General features: G+C 43.0%; 7 protein-coding genes. All 7 read left to right on the forward strand.

All coding sequences use genetic code 11. The features are described 5' to 3' along the window. The first annotated feature begins 137 nt into the window (after window positions 1-137). The 7 genes from MHB54_RS15570 to MHB54_RS15600 all read left to right on the forward strand — a co-directional run bounded on the left by MHB54_RS15570 (window position 138) and on the right by MHB54_RS15600 (window position 14369). The gene (locus MHB54_RS15570; protein ID WP_023990695.1) at window positions 138-2153 is read left to right on the forward strand and encodes a DUF5693 family protein; all 2016 of its coding nucleotides are present in this window, start codon (window positions 138-140) and stop codon (window positions 2151-2153) included. Then, window positions 2129-3265 carry a polysaccharide pyruvyl transferase CsaB gene (csaB, locus tag MHB54_RS15575; protein WP_071558133.1) on the forward strand — a complete coding sequence of 379 codons (1137 nt, stop codon included), beginning with the start codon at window positions 2129-2131 and terminating at the stop codon, window positions 3263-3265. Before MHB54_RS15570 ends, csaB begins: the two co-directional genes overlap by 25 nt. Before the next feature lie 8 nt (window positions 3266-3273). Further along, the gene (locus tag MHB54_RS15580) at window positions 3274-4035 is read left to right on the forward strand and encodes a WecB/TagA/CpsF family glycosyltransferase (protein ID WP_023990693.1); all 762 of its coding nucleotides are present in this window, start codon (window positions 3274-3276) and stop codon (window positions 4033-4035) included. A 137-nt stretch (window positions 4036-4172) separates the two neighbouring features. Further along, window positions 4173-5303, forward strand: coding sequence for a glycosyltransferase family 4 protein (locus MHB54_RS15585; RefSeq protein ID WP_013312307.1), 1131 nt, complete (start codon window positions 4173-4175; stop codon window positions 5301-5303). Window positions 5304-5493: 190 nt separating this feature from the next. After that, entirely contained in the window at window positions 5494-9513 is a 4020-nt protein-coding gene (locus tag MHB54_RS15590; protein WP_023990692.1) for an S-layer homology domain-containing protein, read from the forward strand. A gap of 352 nt (window positions 9514-9865) precedes the next feature. Continuing rightward, on the forward strand, window positions 9866-13003 hold the full coding sequence (locus tag MHB54_RS15595; RefSeq protein WP_023990691.1) for an efflux RND transporter permease subunit: 3138 nt from the start codon (window positions 9866-9868) through the stop codon (window positions 13001-13003). A 19-nt stretch (window positions 13004-13022) separates the two neighbouring features. After that, window positions 13023-14369, forward strand: coding sequence for an efflux RND transporter periplasmic adaptor subunit (locus tag MHB54_RS15600; RefSeq protein ID WP_023990690.1), 1347 nt, complete (start codon window positions 13023-13025; stop codon window positions 14367-14369). Window positions 14370-14686 lie beyond the last annotated feature (317 nt).

Here is a 14686-nt window from a genome sequence, read left to right on the forward strand (position 1 = left end):
GAGGCTTTGGGAAAATAGGCTTATTCCGGCAACGGAGGATTTTGCAAAATTCAATGAGTGACCTACCAAAAGGCTGAGTACGGCAAGGTGGGCAGCATTGAATTTTGCAAAATCCCGAATATTAAGGAGGTTCTTTGGTGTATCAGAAATGGCAGTATTGGAATACGGCTTCTCGAAAATGGTTATGGATTTTGGTGGCTGTCGGCTTGCTGGCTTCCATTCCGGTCATCGCCGATCGTGTGAAGACAGAATCCTCGAGTAAAAAAGTAGAGATTGTATTCGATTATCGGGATTTGACGGAGGCAGCCTCGTATCAGGCTCACCCGCAGGACTATCTGAATGAGCAACTTGACCGCTTACAGCAAGCGGGTGTGAACAGCATGGCTATGTATGAAAGTACGTTGGATGATTTCCGTAAAGCGGGTCGCGTCGTAACCTATACGACTCAGAACGTTGCCGATATGGAAAAACGGCTTTCACCTGCAAATGAGAATTTTACGTATATTGTTTTCGCTGATAAAGAAAATGCCGAGGTATTAAAGCCGTTAATTTTACGTACGTTTACAAGCCTGGACATCAATGTAAAACCTTGGACTTATCAGGGACAGGAAGGGTTAGTTGTGGAAACATCTCCAGAGGATGCGTATCTCAAGCCCATGCAGCCTGACCCGATTGCGATGAAGCAGCTTCGGAGCAAAGGATTTTTTATTGTTCCACGGATGAGCGACAGTCTTCCTTACAACCAGGAGTTGACGGAAGAGATGCTTGCTTCCTTTCAGCAGAATGGTGTAAAACGCATTTTGTTTGAAGGTGATTCAGTCAAAGGCTTCACTGATAACGAGAAAGAGCATAGCTTAGCAGCATTTGCTAAATTGCTGAACAAATACGATATTGGCCTAGCTGCTATCGAAAACTTAAAAAAACCGCAAGCAGGCTTCAATAAGCTCGCTTACGATATCCACTATAACGTTGTGCGTTTATACTCATTGAGCGATAAAGATTCAACGCTCGATGTGGAAACGTTGGCCGATCGTTTTGCATTGGCTACCAAGGATCGTAATATTCGCATGTTGTATCTGAATACCGCGCCTAGCCGTAGTATTGCTGAAGCCAAGGTGAAGGATTCGGTAGATAACCTAATCCACAGCTTGGACAAGCCGGGTAACGCTGTACAACGGATGGAGAAAAAGGGGTTTGAACTTGGACAGGCTGAACCGTTCCAAGTCGTCGATTCGTCCATTCAGCGCTATCTGAAAATGATTGTCGTACTGGGTGCACTGGCATTCTTCTCCATTATGGTGTCCTATTTCGTCCCGGCATTGACTTTGCTGGCATTTTCACTCGGTTTGGTAGGTTCAGCAGGACTTTATGTTTTGAACTCCAGCTTGATGGAGCAAGGTCTAGCCCTACTCGCGGCGATTAGCGGACCTACGGTTGCAATGATTATCGCCGTGCGTACGATTAGAATTAAACGTGAACAGGGGTCCGAACTTTCTGTAGGTAAGCGTTTGATTCAAACGCTTATACTGTACGTACAGACAGCGATTTTGTCGCTGGCTGCAGTGCCTTTTGTTATTGCTCTGTTGAATAGTATTGCTTACAGCCTTGTGCTGAACCAATTTAGAGGTGTAAGCTTGCTTCACATTCTGCCGATCTTCTTAGCAGCGATATATATTTTCTTTTATCGTGGTGTTTCTATACGGGAGGAAATTTCCAAGCTGCTACGTACGCCGATTACTGTATTGTGGGTGATCGCACTGGCTGTTATCGCAGCCGCAGGCTATTACTATTTGACTCGTACCGGAAATGCGGGTACGGTGTCGAACACGGAGCTGGTTTTCCGGAACTTCCTTGAAAATGCGTTTGGTGTACGTCCGCGCAATAAGGAATTTTTGATGGCTCACCCACTGTTTATTGCAGGGGCGTTCCTGGCTTTGAAATATCGCAAAGCAATCTATTTACTGATTATAGCTGCTATTGGCCAAGCCTCTATGGTGGATACCTTTGCTCACATTCACTCTCCAGCGGCACTGTCGCTTAGTCGCGGGCTGTTAGGATTGGGCTTCGGTCTGGTGCTGGGAATCATCGCAATTGTCGTGTGGCAAGTGCTGGAAGGGTGTTGGAAGAAATGGTCACCACAGCTCAAACGATAATCATCTCGGGTTATTACGGCTCTCACAATAGTGGAGATGAGGCCGTGCTTAAGTCGATTTTGACAGCTTTAGAGGAGGAGAGTCGTCAGGCGGGGATTACAATCAAGCCTGTTGTTCTGTCTTCTGACCCCGCTTGGACACAGAAAATGTACGGAGTAGAAGCTGTACCGCGGATGAGTCTGGGGGAAGTTCGTAGAGCGATTAAAAACAGCGATGGGCTAATAAGTGGCGGCGGGAGTTTGCTCCAGGATGCAACAAGCCCTAAAAGCATTCCGTATTATCTAGCAATTCTGAAACTGGCCCAATGGGCTGGAAAGCCGACGTTTGTATATGCTCAGGGCATTGGTCCGGTACAACGGAAGATATTTTATCCTATGATCCGTTCTGTGTTTCAGCGCTGTGAATATGTTTCTGTAAGAGATGAGCAGTCTGCCGCACTGCTGGGTACTATGAAACTGAAGCGCCCGGTTGTCAAAGTTGTTCCTGATCCGGTAATGGGGCTTCCATTGCCCGCGGGTTCCGAGCTGCATAAAGCAGCATTTGAGACTGATATGGATAAAATTCCAATCGTTGGCGTATCTGTACGTTACTGGGATAAAGAACGTCGCGATTTAACGGCTATTGCGGACGGCTTAAAAAGATTAGCTGCTGAGCGCCGTGTACACTTACGCTTTTTACCTTTCCATCTGCCTGATGACGAGCAGGCTTCAAGGATGGTAATGGATTTGTTGGGGGATATTAGGGGGACGGGGAGCCTTGTCAGCATGTGTGATCAAGTCACCGATCCTCAACAGATGCTTTTGGAAGTCAGCCGTTGCAGTTTGATGATCGGGATGCGATTACACAGCTTGATCTATGCAGCATCCCACCAGGTGCCTCCGTTGGGGATATCCTACGATCCTAAAATTGACCATTTCCTCAGCCGTGTCGGTAGCCAGCCTGTAGGCACTACAGAGGCACTGGATGGACAAAAACTGGCTAATGAGTCTATGCGGTTGCTAGATCAGCGAAGTCAATGGATCGAGAGCCAGGAAGCGGCCATTGCTTTGTTAAAAAGTGAGGCTCGCTTACCGGCACAGCATATCGTTAATTACTTGTGTCGCAAAGGATGATGGATACAGTGACAGTTGATAAGGTTACGAATGTGCCTACCGTCCCGATTTTCGGTGTTCCGGTATCAAGGCTTAATATGAAAGATACATTAAATATATTAATTCAAGCAGTGGAGTCTCGCCAGCCCCATCAAGTGATCACTGCCAATCCGATTATGGTAATGGCTGCATTGGAAGATCCAGTGTACATGAACGTGATGAAACAGGCAGAGTTGATTGTTCCGGATGGGACTGGCGTGGTCTGGGCTGCAAACTATGTAGGACATCCTGTACCTGAGCGGGTAGCGGGCTTTGACTTGTTACATGAATTACTTGCAGCTGGAGAAAACTATCATTGGAAGGTTTATTTACTGGGATCAACATCTGAGGTGATTCAAGCGACCGCAAAGCGGGTACATGAGCTTTATCCCGCAATTACGGTTTGTGGCAAGCGTGATGGTTTTTTTGGACCTAAAGAGGATGAAGCCGTGATTGCAGCCATTCGTGAAGCAAATCCTGATTTGTTGTTTGTAGCACGTGGAGCGGACACGCAGGAACCCTGGATTGGTAAATATAAGGAACAGCTGGGTGTACCGGTGATGATGGGGGTTGGCGGTAGCTTCGATGTTATATCAGGCAGAACCAAACGCGCACCTAAATTGTTTCAAAAGCTACGGGCTGAATGGTTATATAGACTCCTCAAAGAGCCAAGCCGTTACAAAAGAATGCTTGCGCTGCCGAAATTCGCCGCGAAAGTGATGCGCGAAAAAGAAAACGTCACAAAAGTGTGATAAATAGCTTGAATCTGCCTACAAAACCCGCTAATTTGCCAGAATATGAAGCTTGGTATTTATTTTTGATCAGAGTATAATTCAATGCGGTTACATCTGAAAAGGGATTGCTTTAAAATTGGGGGTCGAATGATCAAATGTTATTGATCTATATTATTGGGTTCATCATGGCACTGGGACTTGCGCTGTTACTGACACCGCTCGTCAAGAAATTCGCTGTGAAGGTTGGAGCCGTCGATGTACCGAATGCCCGAAAAGTACATACCCGAATTATGCCGCGTCTTGGCGGACTGGGGATTTTCTTGGCATTTCTGTTGTCCTTATTGGCGGTGTTACCTTTTGTGCCTGACGGAATGCTGTCCTCTCGGGATATTAACTTTATTGCAGCCTTTCTGATTGGCGGTACGCTGATTACACTGATTGGTGCTCTCGATGATCGTTTTGATCTCAATGCAAAATTGAAATTTTTGGCTCAAATTGCCGTTGCGTGTATGGTCGTGTTTGCTTTTGATATTCGTGTAGATTTTGTAAATGTACCTTTTCAGGATGCATACTCATCTTTGGAAAGCTGGATTTCCATTCCGCTTACGATTTTCTGGATCGTAGGTGTAACGAATGCCATCAATTTGATTGACGGTCTGGATGGACTGGCTGCAGGTGTCTCAGGAATTGCGATTGGAACTATCTTTGTGATGTCGGTATTGATGGGCAATTACATGGTAGCTATGCTTTGTCTTGTGCTGCTGGGCAGCATTATCGGATTTTTATTTTTCAACTTTCATCCTGCGAAAATATTCATGGGTGATACAGGGTCATTATTTTTAGGTTTCTGTCTGGCCATGCTATCCATGCTTGGTTTCAAGCAAATTGCTATCGTATCTTTTATTACGCCATTGATTATTATCGGTGTACCTTTGTCAGATACATTCTTTGCTATCATTCGTCGCAAGTTGCAGAAAAAACCGATTTTCTCTCCGGATAAAGGTCATTTGCATCACTGCTTACGCGAACTAGGTTTCAGTCACAGACAGACGGTGTTGATTATCTACGGTATTGCTGCATTTTTCGGTGTATTGGCCGTGATTCAATCGTCTGCTGCGCTTAATGAAGCGAACTGGGTCACCTTTGTCGTGATTTGTATTATGATGTTCTTCCTACAGATCGGTGCAGAGGTTATTGGTCTTGTTGGCAAGACCAAACGCCCAGTTATTAACACACTGATTCGGTTGCTGGCTAAGCCAGATTCCCAAACACGTTCGAAATTATAATTTTAATTTAAAAGTAAGCCTTCAAGCTTGGCGGTATACCGCGGGTTTGAAGGCTTTTTTGATGTTTGCTGTAAAAAAACTCCCTCCTTTTTTGAGAATTTACTAATTTTTTGTATGTTTACTACCGATAAAAAAAGTATTGAATGATTACGTACCCCAAGGTGCGACAGAATCAAAGGAGGACAATGATTTGAAACGATTGCTATCCATGTTGCTGACGGTTGGTCTCATCATTGGCTTGGTGCCGGCGGCCCTGGTAGGTACGGCTCATGCTGCGACGGGAACTTATTTTATTTTTCCAAGTGAAAAATATGATGTGGATTCGGCTAGAATGGTAAACACTGACCGAGTTACAGTTAACGGTACGATTAACGGAGTGAACGGAAGTACTATATCTTATAGTGTATTCCAACTCTCTAAAAATGGAACAAACCTTAACGTAGTTAATAAGAACGAGAGTCAAAAAGGCGGAATTACGGTCAGTGGCTCTACGCTTAAAGTTACAGACATTAAACTGTTTCCTGGTTTGAACCGGATTACATTTCAAAGTAGCCAAAATTCGGCTGATATGAAGGACTCCATTTACATTGAGTATCAGGATGGACCTAAGCTTTATGATCTATCTGCTACGCTGAATGGTGCAACCGAGCAGTTGCTAGAGAATCAGACAGCGGTGCTGACAGACGCACGCAATAGCGGTACGGATGATGTAAAAGTAGTCATTCAAGGTACGGCTCCTAATGCTGACAGTGTAACGCTCACGTCTGCAAAAAGCAGTAATACGTACACAGTTAACTCTTATACCGCATATAAATTAACAGGTAGTGTGGTACTCAGTCCAGGTAAAAATATAGTGACTATTAAAGTGGGCAACGGAACTCAGGCCCTCACAGTTACACGTGAAATTACGATTTATACGGGTAAACCGGAATTCTCTGATTTGACCTTGAACAAGGATGGGAATGTTTCTGCCGATCTGACCACTTCGCCTGACTTTACTGTATCGTCTACAAGTGGTGTGGTTTTAAAAGGTAACGTTTTGGTACCAGCTGGTGCGACCGATCCAGGAGTAGCCACAATCAATGCACGTTTTACCGATGTGAGTAACAATGGTAGTGCTGTGGGTAGTGCGACTGGGGTTGATGCCACAATTGATACTGCAAATATAGTTACATCAAATGGCTATAAAGTATATCCATTTCAGGTGACTGTACCTTCGGAAGCTGTACTTGATCATTTGACCAGGGCATCCCTGGGCATAACTTATACGGATAGCAGTACACCTCCAGCTCCATCGGCTGTCCAATTTACATTGCGCAGTAGCACTCAGCCGTATATTGATGATGTTAACTATCTTCCTGATTTTAATACTCAATTGTTGAACAGAATTAATGGAAGCGGGTCTGATCAGGCAGCTGCTCTAGATGAAGCTATGAAATTAACAGGTAGCTCTATGAAGAACAAGACTACAGATGCTGCATCTGTACCTGTAGGTATGGAGTTTATCGTTGTTAATGGCGCACCTTCTTCAATTAGTGAGCTTTCCGGAGTATCGGTTCATACTGTAGGGTCTCCTCAAGATGTAATTCGTACAATCAATGGTAAGTCAACGCAAGTGAAGAAAATTGTTGCTTATGTAGACACTTTGCCTAAAGAAGGACAAAATGTACTGAATTTTTATCTGAATGGTGACTCTACAAAGTTAATTAAAGCAACGGTGAATCTGTTGCAGGGTCCGTTCATGAAATACGACACGATTTATGATGGGCAACAAATTCCGTTGAATACATCCAGCTCAAACTTGAATACCTATAAATTGACTCAGCTGGGCTACTTTAAAGGTAAATTGCTTGATGTGAGCAACGCAGCAGATATTCATTACACTGGAAGTAACCGAAATGTATTCCTGTATGTTAATAATGTATTGGTTGATCTGGATGGTTCAGGAGCGGACTTCAAGCTTGCTGCTTCCTCAGAGACAGCCGCAGCCAATGCCTTGGCGAACGGGAATAATGAAATCAAGTTTGTATACAAGCCAGGTATTGAGTATAGCAATACGGTAAAAGTAAACTTTACACAGACGAATATTCCAGTAATTCCTGTTCCAAACACACAAGGAATCATCCCTTTTACACCAGTTAGCGGCTTGAGCAATACGCCGAAATACAGCGAAATTGCTCCGAAATCAAAAGATGCTAATTTCACCAAAGTGGATGACACCAACTACAATACATCCCTGAAAAATATCAATGTATTTGGTACTTTCAGTATTGCTGATTTGGGTAAAGCAGATCAGGTAAATGGTTCGTTAAGTGATATTGCTAATAAAGATCAATATATTTTGGAGATTAAGGGATCGGATGACAGTGAAGTCAACTGGACGCTGAGTAACGAGTTTTTCTCAGCAGAAGATGCTAAGACAACATACAATTCCGGTTCTACTACAGATAAATTTACAAATAAAGATTTAAAAGACCTGCTTGTGTACTACCATCCGGACAAAAAGTATTTCAGCTTTGTGTTGAAAAACCAAACTATTTCGCAAGATGGAACACCAGTAGCTTATAACATTACCTTGTACAATAGCGGCAAGAGCGGACCATTTGCTACTTTCCGACTGCAAGTATCCGGTCAATCCACATCTTTTGATATTTTGCGTCCGCTCCCTGAAAAGAGAATCGTGAATCAAAACTTTGTGCAAGTTGTTGTAAACGCAGGTAATGCAGATAGTGTTACGGTAGGTAAAGAAACAGCAGTTCAAGAGGGATTCGACTCTGATTATGATGGTACCATTGATTATCCATCTACTTACAAAGCCATCGTTACAGGTCTAAAAGCCAACAAAGATAATAAAATTGACGTAGTGGTTACTGTAGGCAAAGAAAAATTGAAACAGACCATTACTGTTAAATATGTGCCTACTAATATTCCTGGTGAGCAGTACATGGAAGCGATGAAAACATCGCACAAAGTGTTCGATGGCAATCTTACACTTGCTTTTGCAAAGGGAACGAGTCTGATTCGTCGGGATTACGATCAACCGCAACAGTTCAAAAACCAGGTTTTCTCTGGTCACACTTTGTACTTTGCAATAGCAAATAGCGAAGATGGTGTGGTCGATCGTCATGAATTTGAAACCGAAAAAGCATTGTCGGATATGCAGAGCTTGATTGCAGATGGAAGTAGATACTTTAACAGAGAATTCCCAAATCGTTTTACCAAGTCAAGTCCAGTATTCTGGATTGACCCAGGTACAGCAGATGACATTAAAACAGATGATTACGATCCGGTAACTTATGGTGCCGATCCTTATCAATTGGCTAACAAGTCGCAAAATGACAGTAGCAAGATTAAAAACTTCTACTGGCGTGATCCTTCTAATGAATTAGTACCATCCAAGCGTGCAACATTAACTTTGACGTATGATAACAGTATCGCTCAGGATGCAGGGAAACAAATGACGGTGTTCTATTTTGATTCTGATCTTAAAGATTGGCAGAACATTGGTGGTGTGGTGGATCCGAAAAAACATACCATTAAGGTACCGTTTGATCGTTTCGGTTACTATGTAGTTGCTAAAGTTGGAGAAACGTATAGTGATGTCATTAAGCATAAATACGCCAGAGATTACATCGAAGCCATCTTGGCTAAAGGTGTTATGAACCCAATGGATCCGATTAATAGCTTTGGACCAGACAGCTACATTAAAAGAGGCGAATTTACGTCTATGATCGTCAAAGGTCTGCAAATTCCGCTTAATTTCAGCGGAGCGAAGCATTTCGACGACGTGTCTATTCCAAATACGATATCAGCAGATGCGCTCTATGATTATCGTTATATTGAAACAGCTGCACGCGCCGGTATTGTCAAAGGTTCGCAACCAAGAATCTTTATGCCGGAAGATGTAATCACACGCCAAGATGCAGCAGTCATTATTGCCAAGGCATTGAATTTGAAGCTGGAAACAGATCATGACAAGATCATGAAGAACCTGTCTAAGACCTTTAAAGATGCGGACAAGATTGATTACTATGCGCAAGCATCTATATTGGCTATTGCCAAAAAAGGCTTTATCACAGGGTCACCTGTGGATGCAAGCGATCTGAAAAAGGGATATATGTTTAATCCTACTTCCTTGACCTTGCGCGGAGATGCAGCGATTATTGTAGCTAAAGTTATGGCTGATAAAAAGCTGCTTCCTAAAATCTAATCAACAAAACACCTGAAATTATTAAACATCCCTCCATGCGAAATGGTAATTCCCTTTCATATACATGAGAGGGATGTTTTTTATAAATCAGCTATTTGACTGGGATTAAGGGCCTATGCCATAATATCAATGAGGTAAAAATTGTGGATTAGCCTTACAATGGTTTTGGTTTTGGATTTGGCTTAAACGTCTGTAATTAATTGCTTTTTTTTAAGTATTTATCTCAAAATGTGTTTATTATTTTTCTATATGTTTTTTTTGCACATTTATCTGAAACTTTACGCCTATTTCATCGTAGTAGAGGATGTGTGTGTTTTAATATTACATAGAGAAGTGAGTGGGGAGTGATGAGATGTCTCAGTTTTCAATACGCCGTCCTGTAACAGTATTTATGTTAATTATTGCTTTGTTAATCGGGGGCGGTATTTTTGCGTTAAGACTTCCTGTAGAGCAAATGCCGGATATGAAGCTGCCATTCGCTGCAGTGGTGACTAGTATTCCAAATGCAACGCCTACAGAAGTTGAGGAATTGGTTACTAAACCTATTGAGAAAAGTCTGGCTTCTATTGAGAACGTGGACACAATCATGTCCGAGTCTTCAGAAGGAACATCTATGGTCATGATTCAATTTAACTGGGGAGTAGATATCAATCAAGCAACCCTCGACATGCGAGATAAAGTTGATGGGGTTAAAGGGTCTCTTCCCAAGGCGGCTAATTCGCCGCGTGTCCTTAAGGTGGATCTCAACGCAACGCCGGTTATTACGCTCTCTCTTACAGGAGACCAGGATATTAACAAGTTGAAGCCTATTGCTGAAGATATTATTGAGCCGCGGCTTGAAAGAATTGCGGGAGTAGCTGCAGCCAACATGTCAGGTGGGCAAGCTCGGCTTGTGAAGATTACTGTAGACCAAGCCAAACTTCAAAGCTATGGCATTACGCTAGATCAAATCAGCCAAGCGCTATCGTCTAATAACGTAGCGGGTTCTGCTGGTTCGGTGTACCGAGGTAATACAGAAATCCAACTTCGGGTTCAAGGTGAATACAAAGCTGTTTCAGAAATGGGTGAAACGCCAATTCCAGTAGGGAAGGGAAGCATTAAGCTAAAGGACATCGCGACAGTTGAAGATTCCTTGGATGATGTTACAACCATTTCTACCTATAACGGAAAGCCAAGTATCAATATTTCTGTTACTAAAGCCACAGGGGGGAATACCCTTTCAATCGCCGATTCTGTAAAGGATAGTTTAGATTCGATACGGAAGGAATTGCCTCCGGGAACTCAATTGGAGATGGTAACAGATGCATCCAAACCGATTAGCGACTCCGTACACTCACTAGTAGAGCATGCTATATTGGGACTTATTATCGCAGCTATTGTGTTGCTGTTATTTTTGAATAGTATACGTTCTACCATTATTGCTACTATCGTTATTCCAATTTCCTTCGTAGCTACGTTTATGATGATGTATTTCACCGGACAAACCATTAATATTATTTCACTGAGCGGTTTGCTTCTGGGGTTAGGATCCTTTGTCGATTTTGCGGTTGTTATTATTGAGAATATTTTTAGACAGCGACATGAAGGGAAAAGCATGCTACAAGGGGCTATTGATGGCTCCAAGCAGGTGGGTAATGCCGTTATGGCATCTGCACTTGCGCAGATCGTAGTATTTTTACCAGTTGTTTTTGTTGACGGAATTGCGGGAGTTCTATTTAAACCGTTGGCGTTAACAGTTATTTTCTCTCACATTGCAGCCTTGCTTGTATCCCTTATGATTGTGCCGATGCTGGGATCACGTTGGCTACCTACCGTGCCAGATGAATCCATTTATTCTTCAGGTACTTATAAGGGTGTTAACCCTATTGTGTGGTTTAATATTGGTTTCGAGAAATTTAAGAGTGGGTATCGCCGTATACTGAAGTGGGGAATTAACCATAGAAAATCTGTGTTAATTATTACTTTATTAATGTTTGTGGCAGCTGGGGCTCTAGTTCCTTTCGTTAAGGCTGAATTTATCCCAGCATCCGATACTGGGGAATTCACAATTAATGTGAAACTTCCTAATGGAACGGTCTTGGAAGAAACGGAAAAGGTTGTTCAAGATATAGAAAAAGAAATTTTGAAAGTTCCGGATCTAGATAAAATGACAGTGACTGTTGGTTCTGGTGGCAATTCTGGTTATTCAGGGGCAGCTCCAACCAACTCAGCAGATCTAAGTGTAACACTGAAGGATGGACATCAGGCAACAGATGTTATAGTTGATGGCCTTCGTAAAAAATTTGATAGCATTCCAGATGCAGAGATTACAATGGCGTCTACAACAGGCCTTTCAAGCGGAGCGGCTGTTAATATTAACTTAAAAGGTGACGATATTGACGTCCTGAGAGAACTCTCGGACAATCTCGTTGCGGACGTAAAAAACATACCGGGTACGGTCAATGTGAAAAGTACCTTGAGTGCTGTTCGCGAAGAATATGAGATTACCGTTAATCGTGAACTTGCAAGTCGATATGGCTTATCAGCGACCCAAATCTTATCTGCAGTGAATACTTCTTTTAATGGATCAGTCGCCACAAGCTATCGTACAGGTGAAGATCAGATTGATGTGAAGATATCGTTGCCAGAGAAAAACCGCCATGATTTGTCAAATCTAAAAGCCTTACGGATCACCACTTCGCAAGGTATTGATGTACCTTTGTCTTCCGTAGTAAGTATTGATAAACGGACTGTACCCGATACTGTTACTCGTGAAGACCAAACGCGTCAAGTGCAGATTACAGCTGATATTGATGGAACAGGGGATATTCTTACTATTAATCAAAAAATAGATGCTCTATTGAAGACTACTCACTTCCCAGAGGGCTACAGTGCAGATACGGGTGGCGGCCAAAATGAACAAATGATGGAGTCTTTCATGAACTTAGCGATAGCTATTTTGCTATCTGTCGTGCTCATTTATATGGTTATGGCAGGACAGTTCGAATCGTTGCTCACACCGTTTGTTATTATGTTTTCCGTTCCACCTACGGTAATTGGTGTGCTTATCGGTTTAGCTGTAACCGGGGCGAGTCTCAGCGTTTCAGCTTTGACCGGTTATATCATGCTCGTTGGTTTGGTCGTCAACAATGCCATTGTTATGATTGACTTTATAATTCAGCTCCGAAAAGACGGCCAAGATCGGGATGAAGCTATTATTCATGGAGCGTCTGAGCGGTTGCGTCCGATTTTGATGACCACGCTGGCTACTGTACTAGCTTTGCTCCCAATGGCATTTGCTACAGGCAGTGGTAACGAGACACAAGCACCGATGGCAGTTGTTGTTGTGTTCGGGTTATCCTTCGCAGCTGTTATAACATTGATTCTTATTCCGGTAGTCTACGTCATCATGGATAATATGATAGAAAAACGTAAGAATCGGAAATTAAAAAGACAAGCGAAGAGAGAATTAAAAAAAGAAGCGAAACTACAAAAAAGTGTTCATATATAAGGTGAGGTGGAGAAACATAATGAATAAAAAAAGTGCTCTGATTGCTACAATTTTGCTTTTATCAGTTGCATTAGCGGGTTGCGGTGGGGGGGAGGCCCCCGCCGCTCCAACTGCGGCGCAGCAGGCCATTCCGGTCCAAGTGGCCAAAGTGACCAAAGGTAGTATTAGCGATTCAACAGGTATTATTGGAAGCTTTGCTCCCAAAGAGACGGCTCAGGTGTCTCCGAAAATTAGTGGCAAAATTCAAAGCATTAACCTTACAGTGGGGCAAAAAGTAAATAAGGGCGACACATTGTTTACTATAGACCAAAAGGACTTGCGGGACTCGATTAAGCAATCCCAGGAATCGTACCAGGTTGCCCTGGCCAATTTAAAGCAGGCTGAGTCTGGCGCAGCGCAATCGGTGCAACAGGCAGAGTCCAGCGTGGATCAAGCGAAAAGTGCGCTTGTACAGCAAGACAACACTATCACCCAAGCTCAGACCAGTCTGGTCGATGCTCAGAGTTCCGTGCGTGATGCTCAAAATACGCTCAATCGCAACCAACAGTTGTTTAGTGCGGGCGCTCTATCTCAATCCGAGTTAGAGCAGTCTCAAATAGCGCATAGAAGAGCTTTGACTGCGGTGGAGAATGCACAGATCACACTTCACAATGCACAAACGTCCAAGGAAAGTGCACAAACAACATATAGCAATGCTCAAAAATCATTACGTCTTGCACAACAGAAAACCGGCATTGACGTAGCTCGTGCTTCTGTCAATCAAGCTAAGTCCAGTTTAGACACAGCACGTAGTCAACTGGTGGATGCTGTAGTCAAAGCTCCGATTTCCGGCACGATATCGGTAGTAACAGGAACCCAGGGGCAAATGGTTAGTGCACAATCCGCGGTTGCTACAATAGCGAATACCAATCCTATTATTGCTAAAGTTAACGTTTCTGAATCTGAGCTTCTTAAGTTGCAGGTGGGTTCATCTGTGACTGTAGGTGTGGACTCCTTAGATAAGCGAATTGAGGCCAGAGTATCGGCCGTCAATCCGGTAATGGATAATGATCTCAAGGCATATCCTGTCGAGATTTCAGTTCCTAATGGTTCTGGTGAATTAAAATCAGGGATGGTTGTAACTGTATACATGAAATCAGAAGCTTCTAAAAACATTTTGGTATCGCAGGATGCCATTACGGAGCAGGCAGGGAAAAAGTATGCTTATGTAGTGGAAGGAACTGTTGCTAAGCGGGTAGAAGTGCAGACAGGCCAGGAAAGTGCCAAACAGATTGAGGTAACCAAGGGGCTTGCTGAAGGACAAAATGTTGTCGTTAAGGGCGTTAGTCTGCTTACGGATGGCGCGAAGATTAATGTAGTGAAGTAATTTGTCTCGGTTATATTTACCGTAAATCACTGTTACTCCGTCATTCCTACTACTTAAAGTGTATTAGAGTATTAGATTTCAAGGGAATCTATAGACTTTATGTGCTTTATATATTCTATGGATAATTCTTAGCGAATATACTCCATTAAAGGCCGACTTAAATGTACGAAAATAACCCTTGTACATTTAAGGTTGATAAGGTAAAAGTTGTAGGATGACGGAGGAACAGGTTTAATAGTATAATTATGACTGTGGGAAGCGGAATACATAATCAAAAAAAATAAAATTTTTTTTGAAACAGACGCAACTTTTTGAAC

The sequence above is a fragment of the Paenibacillus sp. FSL M7-0802 genome, from assembly GCF_038004945.1.
Lineage (GTDB): Bacteria > Bacillota > Bacilli > Paenibacillales > Paenibacillaceae > Paenibacillus > Paenibacillus polymyxa_B.